Raw genomic sequence first — 20,855 nt, 5'->3', positions numbered from 1 at the left:
CCCATGGGACAGATTTCCCTTTCCGCCGTCACCAAATCCTTCGGCGACGTGAACGTGATCCCGCCGCTTGATCTGCAGATCAATGACGGAGAGTTCGTGGTCTTCGTCGGCCCCTCGGGCTGCGGCAAATCCACCCTGCTGCGCCTGATCGCCGGGCTTGAGGATATCTCCTCGGGCAAGATCCTGATCGACGGCAAGGACGCAACCGACGCAGCCCCCGCCGAGCGTGGCCTTGCGATGGTGTTTCAAAGCTACGCGCTCTACCCCCATATGAGCGTTCGCAAGAACATCGCTTTCCCGCTGAAGATGGCCAAGCTCAGCCAGGCCGAGCAGGATCGCAAGGTTGAAAATGCCGCGCGCATCCTGAACCTGTCGAACTACCTCGACCGGCGCCCCGGCCAGCTTTCGGGGGGCCAGCGGCAGCGGGTGGCGATTGGCCGCGCGATCGTCCGAGAGCCTGCAGCCTTCCTGTTTGACGAGCCGCTTTCGAACCTTGACGCCGCGCTGCGGGTGACGATGCGTCAGGAAATCAGCGAACTGCACCAGACGCTGAAGACGACGATGGTCTATGTGACCCATGACCAGGTCGAGGCGATGACGATGGCCGACAAGATCGTCGTGCTGAACGCGGGCCGCATCGAGCAGGTCGGCAGTCCGCTAGAGCTGTATCGCAGCCCCCGCAACCTGTTTGTCGCGGGCTTTATCGGCAGCCCCAAGATGAACTTCATCACCGGGGCCGAGGCCAAGAAGCACAACTGCGATACGTTGGGCGTGCGCCCCGAACATGTCGAGGTTCAGGCCGACGGTCCATGGACCGGCGTGGTTGGTCTGGCCGAGCATCTGGGCTCGGACACCTTCCTCAAGGTGAATGTGCCGGGCGTGGGCGATCTGACGGTGCGCGTTTCAGGCGAGATGAACCTGCACCACGGGGATCAGGTCACGCTTGGTCCGCAGTCGGGCAAACTCTACCGCTTTGACGCTAACGGGATGGCGCTCTGATGCGGTTGCAAGGCAAGACAGCCCTGATCACGGGGGCCGCGCGCGGCATCGGGCTGGAGTTCGCCCGCGCATATATCGCCGAAGGCGCGACCGTCGCGCTGGCCGACATCAACGCAGCAGCCGTTCAGGCAGCTGCCACCAGCCTCGGCCCCCAGGCCGTGGCCGTGCAGATGGATGTGACCGATCAGGCCAGTATCGAGGCAGGATTTGCCGATGCCGTGGCCAAGATGGGCAAGCTCGACATCCTGATCAACAACGCGGCCCTGTTCACGGCGCAGCCGATCGCCGAGATCAGCCGCGCCGATTATGACCGCATCTTCTCGGTCAACGTGGCGGGAACGCTCTTCTGCATGCAGGCGGCGGCGCGGCACATGATCGCGCGCGGCGAGGGCGGCAAGATCATCAACATGGCAAGCCAGGCCGGACGTCGAGGCGAAAGCCTCGTTGCGATCTATTGCGCCTCGAAGGCCGCCGTCATCAGCCTGACACAAAGCGCCGGGCTGAACCTGATCCCGCACCGCATCAACGTAAACGCCATCGCCCCAGGTGTGGTCGACGGCGAACACTGGGACCATGTCGACAGCCTCTTCGCCAAGTACGAAGGCCGCGCGCCGGGTGAGAAGAAAAAGATCGTGGGTAGCGCAGTCCCCTATGGCCGAATGGGCACCGCACAAGACCTGACCGGCATGGCGATTTTCCTCGCCACGCCTGAGGCCGATTACATCTGCGCCCAGACCTTTGGGGTCGACGGCGGCAACTGGATGGCATGACATGAGCGTTCAATCCCCTCGCTACGACCGCGCCAACCTGAAACCCGGCATCGTCCATATCGGGCTTGGCAACTTTCACCGCGCGCATATGGCGGTGTATCTGGATGACCTGTTCAACCTCGGGCTGGATCACGATTGGGCAATCCTTGGCGCAGGCGTCCGGGCGGGCGACGCCCGCATGCGCGATGCGCTCAAGGCGCAGGACTGCCTTTCGACCGTGATCGAGCTGGACCCAGCAGGCAAGAGTTGCCGTCGCGTGGGCAGCATGATCGACTTTCTGCCGGTGGAACCTGACAACGCGAGCCTCATCTCCGCAATGAGCCGGCCCGATATCCGCATCGTCAGCCTGACGGTGACCGAGGGAGGCTACTTCATCAACGCAGCCACCGGTCAGTTCGATCCGACCGCACCCGAGATTGTTGCGGATTCGGCCAGCCCGGATGCGCCCGCGACAGCCTTTGGTGCGATCATCAAGGCGCTGAAGATGCGCCGTGCAGCGGGCGTGCAGCCCTTTACCGTCATGTGCTGTGACAACCTGCCGGGCAATGGGCATGTCACCCACGCGGCTGTCTCGGGCCTCGCGCGGCTGTCGGACCCTGAAATGGCCGACTGGATTGACGCCAATGTCGCCTTCCCCAACGCCATGGTGGACCGCATCACTCCCGCCACCGGCCCGCGCGAGCGCGCCCTGGCCGCCAGCTTTGGCCTGGACGACGATCCGGTCCCCGTCACCTGCGAGCCCTTCCGGCAGTGGGTGGTTGAGGACATATTCCCCGCCGGTCGCCCGGCGCTGGAACGGGTTGGCGTCACCTTCTCGGATCAGGTTCACGCCTACGAGATGATGAAGATCCGCATCCTGAACGGCGGGCATGCGATCATCGCCTATCCGGGCGGGCTGATGGATATCGAATATGTCCACGAGGCCATGGCCAACCCCCTGATCTCGGCTCTGCTTGACAAGGTCGAACGGGAAGAGGTCAGTCCCTTTGTACCACCGGTGCCGAATACCGACATCCCGGCCTATTATGACCTGATCCGCGCGCGGTTCTCCAACCCCGAGGTTGCGGATACCGAACGCCGCCTCTGCCTTGATGGGTCGAACCGGCAACCCAAGTTCATCATTCCGTCGGTGCGCGATGCGCTGGCGGCGGGACGGTCGGCACGCGGCCTCGCGCTCGTCTCGGCCATGTGGTGCCGCTATTGCGCGGGCACGACGGACAGCGGCGCCGAGATTGCCCCCAATGATCCCAACTGGGATGCGCTTCAGGCGTTGGCGTTACAGGCCAAGGACAATCCGCAGCTTTGGCTGAACCAGCGCAGCATCTATGGCGATGTTGCTGACAATGCGGGTTTCGCCGCCGATTTCACGCATTGGCTGAACAGCCTCTGGGCGCAGGGAACGGCAAACACCCTGAAAGCCTGGCTGGCAGAATGACCGGACAGGCCGGCCGGGCGGCGCTGTGTCGCCCTGCCCCCTTGGCGCCCCGTTCCTGCCCCCCAGGCCGAACGGGGCGCATTTCTGCCATCGGCCCCCCAAGGCAGGCCGGGTTTCGCGTGCGGCTGGCATTTCCCCTTGACCTTCCCGCCTGCGCTGTCAAAACCGCCTCATGGCAACCGCGACACTCTCCATTGATCTTGACGCCATCGCCGCCAACTGGCGCGCGCTGGACAGGCTGAGCGATCCGTCCACCCAGACGGGCGCCGTAGTGAAGGCCGACGCCTATGGGCTCGGCTCAAAACGTGTGGCCCGCGCCCTGGCCGAGGCTGGCGCGCGGCGCTTCTTTGTGGCGGTGGCCGAGGAAGGCGCAGCCGTGCGGCAGGCGCTTGGACCGGGGCCCCAGATCAACGTGCTGGGCGGCCACATGCCGGGCGACACCGAGATGATTCAGGACCTGGACCTGACGCCGATGCTGAACTCGGTCGATCAGATCACCCGGCATCTGGAAAGCCTGCCGGGCCATCCCTTCGGCATTCAGCTTGATACCGGCATGAACCGTCTGGGGCTTGAGGCGCCGGAGTGGGAAGCCGTAGCCCCGCTCGTGCTGGAACAGGGGCCCGAACTGGTCATGAGCCATCTGGCCTGCGCCGATGAGCCTGATCATCCGATGAATGCCGCGCAGCTTGCAGAGTTCCATGCGATGACCGATGGAATCGGCGTGCCGCGCAGCCTTGCAGCGACCGGCGGCATTCTTCTGGGCCCGGACTATCATTTCGAACTGACCCGCCCCGGCGTCGGCCTCTATGGCGGTCGTCCTTTTGTCGCGTCGCATCCGGTCGTGGGCCTCTCGCTGCCGATCATTCAGGTGCGCGAGGTCGAGGCGGGCGAGATCGTGGGGTATTCCTGCGGATACATCGCCGACCAGCCCCGGCTGATCGCCACCATCGCGGCAGGCTATGCTGACGGCCTCACCCGACGCTATTCCAACGCGGCGACGCTATGGGACGGAGAAACCCCCGTGCCGATCGTCGGGCGCGTGTCGATGGACCTGATCACCGCCGATATCAGCCATCTGCAGCAGATCCCGCGCGCGCTTGACATTCTTGGGCCGATGCAGGGCGTCGATGATCTGGCCGATGTTGCCGGCACCATCGGGTATGAGGTCCTGACCTCGCTGGGCCACCGCTATGCCCGCCGCTATGTTTCGGCCGCCACGCGGGGGCAGATGTGAGCTTGCTTTCCCCGGTTGCGGCACTTGGCCGTATGACGCTCGGGATGCTGGCGAGCTTTGGCCGCGTGGCGATCTTTGCCGCCGACGTGGTCAGCCACCTCCTGCGACCGCCCTTTTACCCGCGCGAGTTTCTGCAGGCGCTCATGCAGATCGGCTGGTTCTCACTGCCCGTTGTCGGCATGACGGCCCTCTTTACCGGCGGAGCATTGGCGCTTCAGATCTATGCAGGCGGTGCACGGTTCAGCGCCGAGGCAGTGGTGCCCGCGATCGTCGCGATCGGCATGGCCCGCGAGCTTGGACCGGTTCTTGGCGGGCTGATGGTTGCCGCGCGGGTCGCCTCCTCCATCGCGGCCGAGATCGGCACGATGAAGGTGACCGAACAGATTGACGCACTTGTGACGCTTTCGACCAACCCGCTGAAATACCTTGCGGTTCCGCGCGTTCTTGCAGCAACGCTGGCGGTGCCGGTGCTCGTCGCAGTGGGCGATAGCATCGGGATCATGGGCGGCTGGATCGTGGGCGTGCAGCGGCTCGGCTTCAACTCCGCCGCCTATATCAAGAACACGGTCGATTTTCTCGAAATGTGGGACATCACATCGGGCCTTCTGAAAGGCGCGGCCTTTGGCTTCCTCGTTGCGCTGATGGGGTGCTATCACGGCATGAACTCGGGCCGCGGGGCGCAGGGCGTGGGCAAGGCCACGAAATCCGCCGTGGTCTCTGCCTCGGTGCTGATCTTTGCCGCCAACTACCTCCTGACGGAGCTGTTCTTCTCATGATCGAGCTCAAAGGCGTCGAGAAACGGTTCGGCAGCAACCACGTCCTGCGCGGCGTGGATCTCTCCATCGCAAGCGGCACCTCGATGGTGATCATCGGGGGGTCAGGCACCGGCAAGTCGGTGCTTTTGAAGTGCATCCTCGGCCTTGTTCACCATGACGCCGGCCAGATCACGCTGGATGGTCAGGATGTGACCACCGGCGACAGAGACGAATTCCTGGCCCGCTTCGGCATGCTATTTCAGGGCGGTGCGCTGTTCGACAGCCTGCGCATCTGGGAAAACGTCGCCTTCCGCCTGATGCGTGGTGCACTGAAGAAGCCAAAGGCCGAAGCGCGCGAGATCGCCATCGAAAAGTTGCGCCGCGTGGGCCTTGGCCCACAAGTGGCCGACCTTTATCCAGCCGAGCTTTCGGGTGGCATGCAGAAGCGCGTGGGCCTCGCCCGCGCCATCGCGGCCAACCCCGAGGTGATCTTCTTTGATGAACCCACGACCGGGCTTGATCCGATCATGTCGGGCGTCATCAATGACCTGATCCGCGAGATCGTGGTCGAAATGGGCGCAACCGCAATGACGATCACCCATGACATGACCAGCGTGCGCGCGATTGCCGACAATGTCGCCATGTTGCACGGCGGCAAGGTGCGCTGGACAGGACCGGTGTCCGAGCTCGACTCGACGCCTGATCCCTATGTGCAGCAATTCATTCACGGCCGCGCCGAAGGCCCGATTGAATCTGTGCGGTAACGTCGCAGAAGAAAGGGGGCGCTCGCGCCCCCTCTTGTCCTTTCGGACAATTCACCACCTGAGGATATTTCTGAAAAAGAGAACGGACGCAGCGGCCTTCTTCTTTTCCCAAATATCCTCGGGGATGAGGCGCGCCCGGAAAACCATCCGGGGAATGGTTTTCAGCGCCGAATGGCGCGTCACGCGCCGATGGGGGCAGACAGTCCCCCTTGCCTTTCCCCTGCACTGTGGCGCAGGTCATGCCACCTTGCACCCGGTCACGATTGCCCGCAGGATCGCCGCCATGTCACGCTACCTGAACCTGTCGCTACTTCTCCTGTTTCCGATTGCCTGGTTTGCACCGCTCTTGCGCGCGGGACTGCTGCCCATGTTCGGGATGTCAGAAATCTCTGTCGTCTCGGGTCTGCAGTCGCTTTGGGAAAGCGATGCGCTTCTGGCGCTTGTCGTCACCTTCTGCGCGATCTTTGCGCCGATCCTGAAGGTGACCGGCCGTGCACTGCGTGATTTCGGCCTGCTCGATCCACGCACCGAGCCCGCGCTTGCGGTGATTGGCAAGCTGGCCATGGCGGACGTCTTCCTGATTGCGCTTTATGTGGTGATCGTGAAGGGCGTTGGGCTTGCCACCGTCGAAATCGCCTGGGGGATGTATCTTTTCACCGGGCTTATCCTTGTCTCGCTTTCCCTGAAGAGCCCGAAATGACGCGCCCGCCACTCTCACTTCTGGACCTCACGCGTGTCCGCGAGGATCAGGGGCCAGCTCAGGCCCTGAAGAATGCCGCAGCCATTGCGGCCCATGTCGAGACACTTGGCTTTCACCGCTACTGGGTGGCCGAGCATCACAACATGGTCGGCGTCGCCTCTGCTGCGACGCCGGTGGTGGTTGCACATGTCGGGGCCGCGACCAGCCGTATCCGCATCGGGTCTGGCGGGGTCATGCTGCCCAATCACGCCCCCTATGTGGTGGCAGAGCAATACGGAACGCTGGCCCAGCTCTTTCCCGGCCGTATCGACCTTGGCCTTGGCCGCGCGCCGGGCACCGATGGCGCAACCCTCATCCGCGCGCTGCGCCGCGACCCGCAGGGGGCTGATCGCTTCCCGCAGGATGTGGTGGAGCTGATGGGCTGGTTCGCGCCTGAAAACGCGCTTGGAATCACGGCTGTTCCCGCGGCCGGGACAGATGTGCAGTTCGTCATTCTGGGCTCGTCGCATTTCGGCGCGCTTCTGGCGGCGGAGTTGGGCCTGCCCTTCGGCTTTGCCTCCCACTTCGCACCTGCGGCACTGCTGGATGCGCTCTATCTCTATCGCAGCAACTTCAAACCATCGGCTCGGCTGCGTGAACCCCATGCGATCGTTGCGGCCAATGTTGTCTGCGCCGAGACCGAGGCCGAGGCGCGTTATCTGTTCACCACCATGCAGCAGGGCTTCCTTGGTCTTGTGCGCAACAACCGCCGATACCAGATGCCGCCCGGCCCCCTCGACTGGAATGCACGGGAAGAGGCGCAGGTCATGGCCATGCTCGGCTGCCACGCTGTCGGCACACCCGATCAGGTGCGTGCAGGGTTGGAGGCCATTGTGGCGCAAACCCAAGCTGACGAGGTGATCGTCGTGACCGACACCCATGATTTCGAGGCGCGCAAACGCTCGCTCTCGCTGACCGCAAAGGCGTGGTTCTGACATGGCAAAGGCAACCCCCAGCTTTTCCTGCACCGCCTGCGGTGCCGTTCACAAGAAATGGGCGGGCAAATGCGACGCCTGCGGGGCATGGAACTCGATCATCGAGGAGGCGCCGCTGTCCTCGGGGCCCAGACCGCAGGCCAAGGGGCGCAGCATCCCGCTGACCGATCTGGCGACGGAAGAGGCGCCGCCGCCCCGCTCGTCCTCGGGGATCGGAGAGCTGGACCGCGTTCTGGGAGGCGGTCTTGTGCCAGCATCGGCGATCCTCGTGGGCGGGGATCCGGGCATCGGAAAATCGACCCTGCTGCTGCAAGCCGCTGCAAGTTTCGCGCACAATGGCCTGAAATGCATGTACATTTCCGGCGAAGAGGCCGCCGCGCAGGTCCGCATGCGGGCACAACGGCTCGGCCTGCGCAATGCGCCGGTCGCGCTTGGGGCGGAAACCAACCTGCGCGACATCCTGACAACGCTGGATTCCGAGCGCCCGCAGCTTGCGATCATCGATTCGATCCAGACCATGTGGCTCGACAATGTGGAAAGCGCGCCGGGGTCAGTCAGTCAGGTGCGCGCGGCGGCGCATGAGCTGGTGAGTTTCGCCAAGCGCCGCGGCGTTGCGGTGGTGATCGTGGGGCATGTGACGAAAGAGGGCGCCATCGCCGGGCCCCGCGTTCTGGAGCATATGGTTGACACCGTTCTCTATTTCGAGGGCGAGCGCGGGCATCAGTTCCGTATCCTGCGCGCGGTCAAGAACCGCTTCGGGCCTGCCGACGAGATCGGCGTGTTCGAGATGACCGGCGACGGCCTGGCCGAGGTTCTGAACCCCTCTGCCCTGTTCCTGTCGGACCGCGAAGCCGCAACGCCGGGTTCGGCGGTCTTTGCCGGGATCGAAGGCACGCGTCCGGTTCTGACCGAGATTCAGGCCCTTGTCGCGCCATCGAACCTTGGCACGCCCCGCCGCACGGTTGTCGGTCTTGATTCCGGGCGGCTGTCCACCATCCTTGCGGTGCTTGAGGCGCGCTGTGGCATCCCCTTTACCGGGCTCGACGTTTTTCTGAACGTTGCCGGTGGCATGCGTGTGAATGAACCCGCCGCCGATCTGGCCGTAGCGGCCGCATTGCTGAGTGCGCGCGAGGATGTGGCAATTCCGCCCGACATGGTGCTTTTCGGAGAAATCTCGCTATCGGGCGCCTTGCGCCCGGTCGGACAGACCGAAAACAGGTTGAAAGAGGCGGCGAAACTTGGTTTCTCACAGGCCACATTGCCTGCGCGGTCGAAGTCCGGTCAGGCAGAAGGTATGCGCCTGCGCGAAACGGCTGATCTGACGGCTTTCGTGGGTGAAATGTTCGGGGCGGGCTGATCCCCCAAGGAGTGACGGAATGCAGGGTTTCACCATCATCGACGGCGTGGTGGCCGGGATCATCATCCTATCGGCGATCCTTGCCTATTCGCGTGGTCTGATCCGCGAAGTGATGGCCATCGCCGGCTGGATCGGCGCCGCGGTCGTGGCCTTCATGTTCGCCGCACAGGCACAGCCCCTGATCAAGGAACTGCCCGTCGTGGGCGATTTCATCGGCGACAGCTGCGAGCTTTCGGTGATCGCGGCCTTTGCGGCGGTCTTTGCTCTTGGCCTTGTGGTTGCAGCCCTGTTTACCCCCCTTCTGTCAAGCTGGGTCAACCAGACGGTGCTGGGCGGGCTGGATCAGGCGCTTGGCTTCCTCTTTGGCGTCGCGCGGGGCGTTCTGCTGGTTGCGGTGGCCTTCATAGTCTATGATCGCGCCGTCGCGGCCGAGGCGATCCCGATGGTTGACAATTCGCGTTCCGCCAAGGTTTTCGCGGCCTTTCAGGGCAATCTTGATGACCAGATCCCCTCGGATGCGCCCGGCTGGATCGTGCAGAAGTATGAACAACTGGTGTCTGTCTGCGCAGCGCCCGCCACGCCGGTCGATCCGGCAACCGCCCCGGCAGCACCTGTCACGAATGGTTGACGCCGCTGTGCCGTGGCGCACGGACAATGTGCCGCATCTGGGCGTGACACTCTGACGACAAGGGGTTAAAGGGGGGCCGAACGCCCCCCTTCGGATTCGGAGAGCCACACATGCGCGCCATCCCCGGCACACCGTTCGACCCCCTTGAGGATGGCGACAAGCTGAAGGAGGAATGCGGCATCTTCGGCGTGATCGGCGTGGCTGATGCGGCAAACTTCGTGGCGCTTGGCCTGCACGCCCTGCAGCACCGCGGGCAAGAGGCGGGCGGCATCGTCAGCTACGATCCCGAGCACGGCTTCAACTCGGCCCGGCGCTTCGGCTATGTCCGTGACAACTTTACCCGCGCCGACGTTATGGCTACCCTTCCCGGCGAGCTGGCCATCGGTCATGTGCGCTATTCGACCGCCGGGTCAAAAGGCTCCACCGCGATCCGCGACGTGCAGCCGTTCTTTGGCGAGTTCTCGATGGGCGGCGCTGCGATTGCCCACAACGGCAACCTGACCAACGCCGCCGCCCTGCGTAAGGAGTTGATCGAGCGCGGATCGATCTTCCAATCCTCGTCGGACAGCGAGTGCATCATTCACTTGATGGCACGGTCGATCCAGACCAACATTTCCGAACGGATCAAGGATGCGCTGCGCCGCGTTGAGGGTGCGTTTTCGGTCGTTGCGATGACCCGTACCAAGCTGATCGGGGTGCGCGATGCGCATGGCGTGCGACCGCTGGTTCTGGGCCGTATCTCGGACCATGGCTGGGCGCTGAGCTCTGAGACCTGCGGGCTCGACATCATCGGCGCCGAGTTCGTGCGCGAGATCGAGCCCGGCGAGATGGTGGTGATCGAGGGGAACAAGGTCACCTCGACCCGCCCCTTCCAGCCCGCGCCCTCGCGGTTCTGCATCTTTGAGCAGGTCTATTTCTCGCGCCCCGACTCGATCCTCGGCGGTCGCTCGGTCTATGAAACCCGCCGCCAGATCGGGGTGGAGCTGGCCAAGGAAGCCCCGGTCGAGGCCGACCTTGTCTGCCCGGTGCCCGACAGTGGCACCCCCGCCGCCATCGGCTATTCGCAGCAGTCCGGCATCCCCTATGCGATGGGGATCATCCGCAACCAGTACATGGGCCGGACCTTCATCGAACCGACCGAACAGATCCGCAACATGGGCGTCCGGCTGAAGCTGAACGTGAACCGTGCGCTTATTCAAGGCAAGCGGGTGATCCTTGTGGATGACTCGGTCGTGCGGGGCACAACGTCGCGCAAGATCAAGGACATGATCCTCGACGCAGGTGCTGCCGAAGTACACTTCCGCATCGCCTCTCCGCCGACCGCCTGGCCCTGCTTCTACGGTGTCGACACGCCAGAGCGTTCGAAGTTGCTGGCCGCGACCATGTCTGAAGAAGAAATGCGCGAGTGGATCGGCGTCGACAGCCTGAAGTTCATCTCGCTCGACGGTCTCTACCGTGCAGCGGGCGAGGCCGCGGGCCGCGATCCCAAGGCGCCCCGCTTCTGCGACGCATGCTTCTCGGGCGAATACCCGATCCCGCCTTCGGACAAACTGGCCGAGGGTTTCGAGATGAAGGAAGCAGGCTAAGGGGGGCGCCGCCCCCTCGCACCTGCCGCGCCGACCCCCGAGGGATTTCCGCCAGAATGAAAAGGATGCGGCATCGCGTCCGGTTTGCGGCGCTTGCCTCTTTCCCCTTGTACAAATATCCCACGGGGGTCCGGGGGTGTGAAACCCCCGGCGCCCAGGTCCACAGCCCGAGAGAAGGTCAGACAGCATGAGCCAACGCATCGCCCTCGTCACCGGAGCCTCGCGCGGGCTGGGGTCTGCCATGGCCGAGGAGCTGGCGAGCCGTGGCTGGCATGTCGTCGCAGTCGCGCGCACCGTGGGCGGGCTGGAAGAGCTGGACGACCGCGTGAAGGCCGCCCGTCAGCCGGGTGCGGGTGAGCTGACTTTGGCGCCCATGGACGTGACCAATGATGAGGCCATGGCCTGGCTCTGCCGGTCGATCCATGACCGCTGGGGCAAGCTGGACCTCTGGATTCATGCCGCCGTGCACGCAGCGCCGCTTTCGCCCGCGCATTTCATCGATACGAAGGACTGGGACAAGTCGATCGCAACCAATGTGCGGGCGACCGGCGTTCTGATCCCGATGGTGGCACCGCTTCTGCTGGCGCAAGCCGGGGCGACGGCGATGTTCCTCGATGATCCACATGGCGGTGACATGAACTATGGGGCCTATGGAGCGACCAAGGCGGCTCAGATCGCGTTGGCGAAAAGCTGGCAGGCCGAAACGGCGCGCATTGGCCCGCGCGTCCTGATTGAAACCCCTGCCCCGATGCCGACGGCCACCCGCGCGCGCTTCCATCCCGGCGAGGATCGCGCACGCCTTTCCGATCCGCGGGCAGAGGCCGCGCGACTGGTAAGCCTGATCTGATCAGCCTAGCCGCGCCGGGAAACCCTCGGCGCGCAGCTCGGTCTGCAACAGGTCTTCCAGAAGCTTGACGATCTGCGTGGACTGAGCCTTGCCGCCATAGGCTGCCCGGCCTTTCAGAAAAGTCTGGTTGACCTGCGAGGCCAGATCAAGCGGCACGCCGAATTCGCGACCAAAGCGCATGGCGAAGTCCAGATCCTTGAGCGCAAGGTCCATCGTGAAGCCGATCTGGTAACTGCCGTTCAGAATCAGCTGCCCTTCGGTTTCATGGACGAAGCTCGACCCCGACGAGGCGCTGATCGCCTCCCACGCGGTGCGCAGATCAAGCCCGCCGCGCTTGGCCAGCATCATCGCCTCGCCATCCAGAACCAGATGGGCGAAGGCCAGCATATTGGTGATGACCTTCATCAGCGCCGCAGAGCCAAGAGGCCCCATGTGGAAATGCTGTCGCCCCATCGCCTTCAGCGCGGGCTGGTGCATCTGATAGATCGCCTCTGGCCCTCCAACGAGCAGCGTGATCTCGCCCCGCGAGGCGCGGTGAAGGCCACCGGTCACCATCGCTTCCAGCATGCCCACGCCCTGATCATCGGCCAGATGCGCCAGACGCAGCACATCGTCGCGACCGAGGGTCGAGTTCTCTATCCAGGTGGCGCCGGGACGAAGCCCCGGCAGGACCTGGGCCAGTACCACCTCGCTTGCCTGCGGAGTCGGAAGGCAGGTGAAGATATGGTCCACCTCTTCGGCCAATGCCGCCAGCGAGGGCGCCACGGTCGCGCCGACCTCGCCAAGCCGCGCGGCAGCGGCAGGGTCGCGGTCATAGACCGTCAGATCGAAGCCCGCATGGATCAGGCTCATCGCCAGCTGGCTTCCCAGATTGCCGATCCCGACATAGCCATAGCGCATCGTGCCCCTCCGATCCGACTGCCAGTCGGTGATAGAATACCACAGGTTGATTTGTCGCGTGTTATTTCCGTGGCGTTCAAACAGTGGTCCGCATCCGGAAGCCCGGCACATGGGCGAGCCGGACACAGGTCACCGGGTGGTCGCGGTCCCAGGTCGTGCGATCGATGATGAAAAGCGCGCTGCCGGGCGGCAGATCCAGCAACCGCGCCTCATCTGCGGTTGCATTGGCCGCCGAAAGGCTGATGTCGCCGGTCGTGTAGGGCACATTCGCCAGCAGCCACTCGTTGGCTGACACAAGATGAAAGTCAGGCTGGACCTTCAGCGTTTCAGGGTTCAGCCACCGGTCTTCCAGCACGGCGGGACGGTCATCTGCAAGATGCAGACACACGAGATGCAGCATCTGCGCACCTTGCGGAAGGCCGAGCCGGGCGGCAACGGCCGGGGGCGGCGAAGCCATCTCCTCGGACAGAAGGCGATAGCTGTAGGCCTGCCCCCGCCCCTCGATCTCCAGTCGCGTCAGAGGGATGTCAAGCGTTGCCCGGCGTACAGGGTGCAGGGCAACGCGGGTTCCGGCCTTGCGACGGCGTTCAAGCACGCCCTCCTCGGCCAGTTCGCGCAAGGCGCGGTTGACGGTTGCACGCGCGACGCCGAACTCCAGCGCCAGCGCCTCCTCGGTGGGAATGGTATCGCCCGGACGCCAGTCGTGCGCGCGGATGCGGCGCAGCACTTCGGCCCGGATATCCTCCCACCCTGCAAGCATCACAGACTTCCCACCAGCCGCCGCATGACCGCCCGATAGCGCGCCTCGACGGTGTCACGCGCCACGTGTCGTCCAGCCTTTACCACATGACGGCCCGCTGACCAGACCTCGGCCACCATTCTGTCATCACCGGCAAAGATCCAGGCATCAAGGATTGCATCCCCCTGGCGGCCTTCAAGATCGACGGCGCTCATGTCCAATGCGACGACGTCTGCCCAGCAACCGGGCTCGATCTTCCCCGATTGGCGCCCCGCCGCCTGCGCCCCGCCGCGCGCAGCCCCCTCAAGCAGCACGCGTCCGGTCGAGAGATCATCGGTCGCAAGCATGGCCCGGCCGCGGTCACGCAGGCGTTGCGAGTATTCGAGGCCGCGCAACTCCTCGGCCTGCGCGATGCGGATGTTGCTGTCCGATCCCACACCAAAGGCGCCGCCCGCTGCAAGCCAGCGCAAGCCATCGAAAATTCCATCGCCAAGGCTCGCCTCGGTGATCGGGCAGAGGCCTGCGACCGCGCCCGTCTGGGCGAGCGCCGCAGTCTCGTGCGGCAGCATCTGGGTGAGGTGGATAAAGCAGTTGCGCGGGCCGACCTCGGTATTGGCGAGCACCCATTCCACCGGGCGCGCGCCCCATGCGGCCTCAACCTCGGCGACCTCGCCAACCTGTTCGGCCAGATGCATATGAAGCGGCCCGGGCATTCCGGCGCAGGCCGCCAGCGTGTGCTGGCTGACCGCACGAAGACTATGCGGCGCGACCCCGATCACGCCATCTGGCAGCGCCTTTATTGCCGCGCTCGATTCCTCAACAAGGCGCTGAAACCTGTTGAAATCATTTCCGAAACGCATCTGCCCACCCTGAAGCGGCCGCCCGTCGCATCCGCCCTGTTCATAAGCGACCGGCAGTAGCGTCAGCCCGATCCCGGTTTCCTGGGCCGCAGCGATGACACGCTTGGCCAGTTCGGCCAGATCGGTATAGGGCACCCCGCCGGGCGCATGGTGCAGATAGTGGAACTCGCAGACCGAGGCATAGCCCGCCTCCAGCATCTCGACCTGAACGAAGGCTGTGATCGCCTCGACATCTTCGGGGGTCAGCTGATCCAGGAATCGGTACATCAGCTGCCGCCACGTCCAGAACGTATCCTGCGGATGGCCGCGACGTTCGGTCATGCCGGCCATGGCGCGTTGGAACGCATGCGAGTGCAGATTGTGACCAGCCGGGATCAGGCAGGCGACCCTCTGCCCCTCGGGCGCGGCGCCGGGCGTCACGGCCGCGATGCGCCCGTCCCTCAGATCAATCCGCACATTGCGCGCCCAGCCATCGGGAAGCAGCGCTGTTTCCGCCCAGATCGTTGCCATGGCATCCTCTTGACATCGGTTATTATGTGCAGACATATTCACATCAAGCGCAGACCAATGCAAGGCCCTCTGATGATTCTGACCAATGCTACAGTGGCGACGATGCAGGACGGCTACGGGCTGATGGAACAGGCCGCCGTTGTTCTGCAGGACGACCGGATCACCTGGGTCGGCCCGATGGGTGATCTTGCGGACACAGGCGAGCAGATCGACCTTGGCGGGCGGCTTGTGACACCGGGCTTGATCGACTGTCACAGCCATGTCGTCTTTGCGGGCACCCGCGCGACCGAGTTCGAGATGCGGCTGCAGGGCGCCAGTTACGAAGAGATTGCGCGTTCCGGTGGCGGCATCATCTCGACCGTCAAGGCGACGCGCCTTGCCTCCGAGGACGACCTGCTGGCGCAGTCGCTGTTGCGTGTCGATCAGATGCTGGCCGAGGGAGTGACAAGCCTTGAGATCAAGTCAGGCTATGGTCTTGATGTTGAGACAGAACTACGCATGCTTCGTGTCGCGCGAAAGATCGGCCAGCTACGGCCGATCCGGGTTGTGACCACCTTCCTTGGCGCCCATGCCGTACCGCCCGAATATCGTGACCGGGCGGATGACTATCTGACCGAACAGGCAATCCCGGCCCTGCGCGCGGCCCATGCCGAAGGTCTGGTCGATGCGGTCGACGGGTTTTGCGAGGGCATCGCCTTTTCGCCTGCACAGATCGAACGGGTGTTCGCCGAGGCATCAGCACTCGGCCTACCGGTCAAGCTGCATGCCGAGCAGCTGTCCAACCTGCATGGCGCGGCACTGGCCGCCCGGCATGGCGCGCTTTCTGCGGACCATCTGGAGTATCTCGATGAGGACGGCGCCCACGCGATGGCCGCAGCCGGAACCGTCGCGGTGATCCTGCCGGGCGCCTTTTACACATTGCGCGAAACAAAGCTTCCGCCGATCGATCTTTTGCGCAGGCACGGTGTGCGTATGGCGGTTGCGACCGACTGCAATCCCGGCACCGCGCCGATGACCTCGCCCTGCCTTGCGATGAACATGGCCTGCACGCTGTTCCGCATGACCCCGGCCGAGGCCCTGCTGGGCACCACCGTTCATGCAGCGGCGGCGCTCGGCTTACGGGACGCAGGGATCATCGCCCCCGGCATGCGCGCTGACCTTGCCATCTGGCACGCCCGCCACCCCGCCGAACTCTCGTGGCGCGTCGGCGCCACCCCCCTTCATTCCCGCATCTTCGGAGGCAAACTTGACGCCTGAAATCCTGACACCGGGCAGCACGACACTGTCACAACTGGAACGTATCTGGAGGGATGAGGCACCGGCCCGGCTTGCTCCGACCGCGCGCGCAGCCGTCGATGCCGCCGCCGACCGCATCGCCGCCGCCGCGGCTGGCGATGTGCCGGTCTATGGCGTGAACACCGGGTTCGGCAAGCTTGCCAGCCTGAAAATCGCATCGGAAGATACTGCCAAACTTCAGGAAAACCTGATCCTCAGCCATTGCTGCGGCGTGGGCGATCCGATGCCACGGGCGACCGCGCGGTTGATGATGGCGCTGAAGCTTCTCAGCCTCGGTCGCGGGGCTTCGGGCGTGCGCTGGCAGATCATCGCCTTGCTGGAGGGCATGCTGGAGCGTGGCGTCACCCCGGTGATCCCCGCGCAGGGCTCGGTCGGGGCATCGGGCGATCTGGCACCGCTGGCGCATATGGCGGCGGTGATGATCGGCGCGGCTTTTGCCGAATATCAGGGGAAGGTGATGACCGGCGCAGAAGCGCTTGAAAAAGCAGGGCTTTCTCCGATTACGCTCGGCCCGAAAGAGGGGCTGGCGCTGATCAACGGCACGCAGTTTTCCACCGCCTATGCTCTCGCCGGTCTCTTTGGTGCATGGCGTGCGGCGCAGACGGCGCTCGTCGTCTCGGCCCTGTCGACCGATGCGATCATGGGATCGACCGCGCCACTTCAGCCCGAAATCCACACCCTGCGCGGCCATGCCGGGCAGATCGAGGCCGCATCCTTCATGCGCGCTCTGCTCGACGGATCGGTGATCCGCGAGAGCCACCGCGAGGATGACAGCCGCGTGCAAGACCCGTATTGCATCCGCTGCCAGCCGCAGGTCACCGGCGCTGCGATGGATATCCTGCGTCAGGCCGCACGCACGCTTGAGATCGAGGCGAATGCAGCGACTGACAATCCGCTTGTCCTTACAAACGGCCGCATCGTCTCTGGTGGTAATTTCCACGCGGAACCTGTTGGTTTTGCAGCGGATATGATCGCGCTCGCCGTCAGTGAGATCGGTGCCATCGCCCAACGCCGCGTGGCCCTGATGGTGGATCCGACGCTCAGCTTTGACTTGCCGCCGTTCCTGACGCCGAACCCCGGCCTGAACTCGGGCCTGATGATTGCCGAGGTCACGACCGCCGCGCTGATGAGCGAGAACAAACATCTCGCCCATCCCTGCGTTACCGATTCCACACCGACGTCGGCCAATCAGGAAGATCATGTCAGCATGGCCGCCCACGGCGCGCGGCGTCTGGGACGCATGGTGGAGAACCTGAACGTCATCCTTGGGGTCGAGGCGATGTGTGCGGCCCAAGGCGTCGAGTTCCGGGCACCGCTGACAACCTCGGCCCCGCTGCAGTACACCGTCGCCCGCCTGCGCGCAGATATCCCGCATCTGCAGGATGACCGCTACATGGCCCCCGATCTGGCCCAGGCCGCGCAGCTGGTTGCTGCCGGCGCCCTCGTTCACGCCTGCGGCCTTGCCGCCCCCGCTCTGTGAGGTATCCCCATGAACAAACGTCATAATCTGCGCGACATCTTTCCGCCGACCGGCGCTGAAAAGACCTGCAAGACCTGGGGTGCCGAAGCCGCAATGCGGATGTTGATGAACAACCTTCACCCCGATGTGGCCGAAAATCCGCATGAGTTGGTCGTCTATGGCGGCATTGGCCGCGCCGCCCGCACCTGGGAAGACTTTGACCGTATCGTTGCCGCGCTGAAGGATCTGGAGGCGGACGAGACCCTGCTCGTGCAATCCGGCAAGCCGGTGTCGATCGTGCGGACCCACGCCGACGCGCCGCGCGTGCTGATCGCCAACTCGAACCTTGTTCCGCACTGGGCCACTTGGGACCACTTCAATGAATTGGACCGCAAGGGTCTGATGATGTATGGCCAGATGACCGCGGGTTCCTGGATTTACATTGGAACTCAGGGCATTGTGCAAGGAACCTATGAAACATTCGCCGAAGCCGGCCGCCAGCATTACAATGGCGACCTGACCGGAAAATGGGTTCTGACAGGCGGCCTTGGCGGTATGGGCGGCGCCCAGCCTCTCGCCGCCGTGATGGCGGGCGCCTGCTGTCTGGCGGTCGAGGTTGACGAGACCCGCATCGATTTCCGCCTGCGCACGCGGTATCTGGATGCAAAGGCCCGGACGCTTGACGAGGCGCTGGCCCTGATCAGTGACTGGACGGCAAAGGGCGAGGCCAAATCCGTGGGCCTTCTGGGCAACGCGGCTGAGGTCTTCCCCGAACTGCTGAAGCGTATGCAGGCCGGCGGTCCTCGGCCCGATATCGTCACCGACCAGACCAGCGCGCACGACCCGCTGCACGGCTATTGCCCTGCGGGGTGGAGTGTGGCCGACTGGCGCGCCCGCCAGGAGACCGAGCCCAAAGCCGTCGAACGTGCCGCCCGCGCGTCCATGCGCCAGCAAGTCGAGGCCATGGTGGGCTTCCAGACTGCCGGTGTGCCGACGCTCGACTACGGCAACAACATCCGGCAGATGGCCAAGGAAGAGGGCTACGCCGACGCCTTTGCCTTCCCCGGCTTTGTGCCGGCCTATATCCGCCCGCTGTTCTGCAAGGGTATCGGCCCCTTCCGCTGGGCGGCCCTGTCTGGCGACCCCGAGGACATTGCCAAGACCGATGCCGCGATGAAGCGCCTGTTCCCCGAGAACCACCATCTGCACCGCTGGCTCGACATGGCGGCCGAGCGGATCGCATTCCAGGGCCTGCCTGCGCGAATTTGCTGGATCGGGCTTGGTGACCGCCACCGCGCGGGGCTGATGTTCAACGAGATGGTCGCTTCGGGCGAGTTGAAGGCGCCGATCGTCATCGGCCGCGACCACCTCGATTCTGGCTCGGTCGCCTCGCCCAACCGCGAAACCGAGGGCATGCGCGATGGATCCGATGCGGTCAGCGACTGGCCGCTTCTGAACGCGATGACGAACATCGCCAGCGGCGCCACCTGGGTCAGCCTGCATCATGGCGGCGGCGTGGGCATGGGCTTCTCGCAGCACTCAGGCGTTGTGATCGTGGCAGATGGCACGCCCGAGGCTGCAAAGCGGCTTGAGCGTGTGCTGTGGAACGATCCGGCCTCTGGCGTGATGCGCCATGCCGATGCGGGCTACGACATCGCACTCGAGTGCGCGCGCGAGCACGGCCTGCGACTGCCCGGTATTCTGGGCAACTGACCTCGGCAAGGGGGGGCTGTCTGCCCCCCTCGGCGCGTCCCGCGCCTCACCCCCCGAGGATATTTGGGAAAAGAAGAAGGCTCCTGCGTCCGTTCTCTTTTTCAGAAATATCCTCAGGGGGTGAATTGTCCGCAAGGACAAGAGGGGGCGCGAGCGCCCCCTTGCGACATATCAGGCTGAGACCATCTTCATCCCGGCGCGGAACCTTGCGGCATTGGCGCGGTAGTTCTCGGCCGATTTCAGAAGTTTGGCGCGCGCTGCGTCGTCGAGCAACCGGACCACCTTGCCCGGCGCCCCCATGACAAGGCTACCATCCGGAATCTCTTTACCCTCGGTGATCAGGGCGCCAGCGCCAATCAGGCATCCGCGACCGATCCTCGCCCCGTTCAACACGGTGGCCCCCATACCGATCAGACTGCCCGCGCCAATCGTGCAGCCGTGCAGCATGGCCTTGTGTCCGATGGTGCAGTCTGCGCCAATCACCAGCGGATAGCCCATGTCGGTATGCAACACGCAGTTTTCCTGCACATTGCTGCCCGCGCCCACCCGGATTTCCTCGTTATCTCCGCGCAGAGTGCAGCCGAACCAGACCGAAGCCGCACGCTCAAGCACCACACGACCGATCAGGTTGGCATCGGGCGCAACCCATGCGTCCGGGGCGATCTGCGGGGCAATCCCGTCAAGTTCATAGATCATCGTGCGTCAAACTCCCGGTTCAGGCCGCGGACGAAATTGGACAGGCCCGGCTGGCGGTCGCGGCGCATGCGTTCGGCTTTGAGGATCGTGACCAGTTCATCGAACGCCGCATCAATGTCGCGGTTCACGATGACATAGTCATACTCGGCCCAATGGCTGATCTCATCGCGGCTTTTTGCCATACGTCCGGCGATGACCTCTTCGCTGTCCTGCGCGCGACCGCGCAGACGCCGGTCAAGCTCGGCAATCGACGGCGGTAGCACGAAGATCGACACCACATCACGGGCAAGCGAAGAAGAGCGGATCTGCTGTCCGCCCTGCCAGTCGATATCAAAGAGCGTATCGCGCCCTTCGGCCATGGCCTTCTCAACGGGACCCTTGGGTGAGCCATAGAGATTGCCGAACACCTCCGCGTGTTCCAGCATCTCACCCGCCTCAACCATTGCCTCAAATTCAGGCCGGGTCTTGAAATAATACTCGCGCCCATCCTGCTCACCTGGGCGGGGTGCGCGCGTGGTGGCCGACACCGAAAAGCGCAAGGTCGGGTCCCAGTCCATCAGCCGCCGGGCCAAGGTTGATTTTCCGGCGCCCGAGGGCGATGAGAGGATAAGGAGCAAACCCTTGCGCGTCATG

20 protein-coding genes are annotated in these 20,855 nt (G+C 64.3%); 15 read left to right on the top strand and 5 right to left on the bottom strand.

What is annotated here, in order from left to right:
- The first annotated feature begins 3 nt into the window (after positions 1–3).
- The 12 genes from FQU74_RS06760 to FQU74_RS06705 all read left to right on the top strand — a co-directional run bounded on the left by FQU74_RS06760 (position 4) and on the right by FQU74_RS06705 (position 12,049).
- Positions 4–999 carry an ABC transporter ATP-binding protein gene (locus FQU74_RS06760; protein ID WP_146285640.1) on the top strand — a complete coding sequence of 332 codons (996 nt, stop codon included), beginning with the start codon at positions 4–6 and terminating at the stop codon, positions 997–999.
- Positions 996–1,769 carry an L-iditol 2-dehydrogenase gene (locus FQU74_RS06755; protein ID WP_277752290.1) on the top strand — a complete coding sequence of 258 codons (774 nt, stop codon included), beginning with the start codon at positions 996–998 and terminating at the stop codon, positions 1,767–1,769. Before FQU74_RS06760 ends, FQU74_RS06755 begins: the two co-directional genes overlap by 4 nt.
- Position 1,770: 1 nt before the next feature.
- Positions 1,771–3,204, top strand: coding sequence for a mannitol dehydrogenase family protein (locus FQU74_RS06750; RefSeq protein WP_146285638.1), 1,434 nt, complete (start codon positions 1,771–1,773; stop codon positions 3,202–3,204).
- Positions 3,205–3,376: 172 nt separating this feature from the next.
- A complete protein-coding gene (gene alr / locus FQU74_RS06745) occupies positions 3,377–4,438 on the top strand; it encodes an alanine racemase (protein WP_146285637.1) in 1,062 nt (353 codons plus the stop codon).
- Between the two features lie 32 nt (positions 4,439–4,470).
- Complete coding sequence (locus tag FQU74_RS06740; protein ID WP_373289008.1) at positions 4,471–5,214, top strand: MlaE family ABC transporter permease; 744 nt, start codon at positions 4,471–4,473, stop codon at positions 5,212–5,214.
- Positions 5,211–5,957, top strand: a complete 747-nt coding sequence (locus tag FQU74_RS06735; protein WP_146285635.1) for an ABC transporter ATP-binding protein — start codon at positions 5,211–5,213, stop codon at positions 5,955–5,957. Before FQU74_RS06740 ends, FQU74_RS06735 begins: the two co-directional genes overlap by 4 nt.
- A gap of 283 nt (positions 5,958–6,240) precedes the next feature.
- On the top strand, positions 6,241–6,657 hold the full coding sequence (locus tag FQU74_RS06730; RefSeq protein WP_146285634.1) for a paraquat-inducible protein A: 417 nt from the start codon (positions 6,241–6,243) through the stop codon (positions 6,655–6,657).
- Positions 6,654–7,631, top strand: coding sequence for an LLM class flavin-dependent oxidoreductase (locus FQU74_RS06725; protein WP_146285633.1), 978 nt, complete (start codon positions 6,654–6,656; stop codon positions 7,629–7,631). Before FQU74_RS06730 ends, FQU74_RS06725 begins: the two co-directional genes overlap by 4 nt.
- 1 nt (position 7,632) lies before the next feature.
- Positions 7,633–8,988 carry a DNA repair protein RadA gene (gene radA / locus FQU74_RS06720; RefSeq protein ID WP_146285632.1) on the top strand — a complete coding sequence of 452 codons (1,356 nt, stop codon included), beginning with the start codon at positions 7,633–7,635 and terminating at the stop codon, positions 8,986–8,988.
- Positions 8,989–9,007: 19 nt separating this feature from the next.
- Complete coding sequence (locus FQU74_RS06715; RefSeq protein WP_146285631.1) at positions 9,008–9,616, top strand: CvpA family protein; 609 nt, start codon at positions 9,008–9,010, stop codon at positions 9,614–9,616.
- A 110-nt stretch (positions 9,617–9,726) separates the two neighbouring features.
- Positions 9,727–11,202 (top strand): amidophosphoribosyltransferase, encoded by a 1,476-nt coding sequence (gene purF, locus FQU74_RS06710; RefSeq protein ID WP_146285630.1) that lies wholly within the window; start codon positions 9,727–9,729, stop codon positions 11,200–11,202.
- 187 nt (positions 11,203–11,389) lie between these two features.
- The gene (locus FQU74_RS06705; RefSeq protein ID WP_146285629.1) at positions 11,390–12,049 is read left to right on the top strand and encodes an SDR family NAD(P)-dependent oxidoreductase; all 660 of its coding nucleotides are present in this window, start codon (positions 11,390–11,392) and stop codon (positions 12,047–12,049) included.
- Here FQU74_RS06705 and FQU74_RS06700 read toward each other — a convergent pair whose 3' ends face one another.
- From FQU74_RS06700 to FQU74_RS06690, 3 genes are read right to left on the bottom strand one after another with little or no spacing between them, the layout of a single operon-like run.
- The gene (locus tag FQU74_RS06700; protein WP_146285628.1) at positions 12,050–13,060 is read right to left on the bottom strand and encodes an NAD(P)-dependent oxidoreductase; all 1,011 of its coding nucleotides are present in this window, start codon (positions 13,058–13,060) and stop codon (positions 12,050–12,052) included.
- Entirely contained in the window at positions 13,026–13,709 is a 684-nt protein-coding gene (locus FQU74_RS06695) for a GntR family transcriptional regulator (protein ID WP_146285627.1), read from the bottom strand. The genes FQU74_RS06700 and FQU74_RS06695 overlap by 35 nt, the downstream gene beginning before the upstream one ends.
- The gene (locus FQU74_RS06690; RefSeq protein ID WP_146285626.1) at positions 13,709–15,058 is read right to left on the bottom strand and encodes a formimidoylglutamate deiminase; all 1,350 of its coding nucleotides are present in this window, start codon (positions 15,056–15,058) and stop codon (positions 13,709–13,711) included. The genes FQU74_RS06695 and FQU74_RS06690 overlap by 1 nt, the downstream gene beginning before the upstream one ends.
- A 72-nt stretch (positions 15,059–15,130) precedes the next feature.
- Here FQU74_RS06690 and hutI point away from each other — a divergent pair, with 72 nt between their 5' ends.
- From hutI to hutU, 3 genes are read left to right on the top strand one after another with little or no spacing between them, the layout of a single operon-like run.
- On the top strand, positions 15,131–16,315 hold the full coding sequence (gene hutI, locus FQU74_RS06685; protein ID WP_146285625.1) for an imidazolonepropionase: 1,185 nt from the start codon (positions 15,131–15,133) through the stop codon (positions 16,313–16,315).
- Complete coding sequence (gene hutH, locus FQU74_RS06680) at positions 16,305–17,834, top strand: histidine ammonia-lyase (RefSeq protein WP_146285624.1); 1,530 nt, start codon at positions 16,305–16,307, stop codon at positions 17,832–17,834. Before hutI ends, hutH begins: the two co-directional genes overlap by 11 nt.
- A 9-nt stretch (positions 17,835–17,843) precedes the next feature.
- Complete coding sequence (gene hutU / locus FQU74_RS06675; RefSeq protein ID WP_146285623.1) at positions 17,844–19,526, top strand: urocanate hydratase; 1,683 nt, start codon at positions 17,844–17,846, stop codon at positions 19,524–19,526.
- 171 nt (positions 19,527–19,697) lie between these two features.
- Here the strand turns inward: hutU and FQU74_RS06670 are convergent, their stop codons facing one another.
- Complete coding sequence (locus FQU74_RS06670) at positions 19,698–20,222, bottom strand: gamma carbonic anhydrase family protein (RefSeq protein WP_146285622.1); 525 nt, start codon at positions 20,220–20,222, stop codon at positions 19,698–19,700.
- Positions 20,219–20,854, bottom strand: coding sequence for a guanylate kinase (gene gmk / locus FQU74_RS06665; RefSeq protein WP_146286233.1), 636 nt, complete (start codon positions 20,852–20,854; stop codon positions 20,219–20,221). The genes FQU74_RS06670 and gmk overlap by 4 nt, the downstream gene beginning before the upstream one ends.
- Between the last annotated feature and the right edge of the window lies 1 nt (position 20,855).

It is taken from the genome of Gemmobacter aquaticus (assembly GCF_007859075.1).
Classification (GTDB): Bacteria; Pseudomonadota; Alphaproteobacteria; order Rhodobacterales; family Rhodobacteraceae; genus Gemmobacter; species Gemmobacter aquaticus.
Note: the sequence above shows the minus strand (reverse complement) of the source record. Positions and strands in the feature narration are given on the sequence as shown.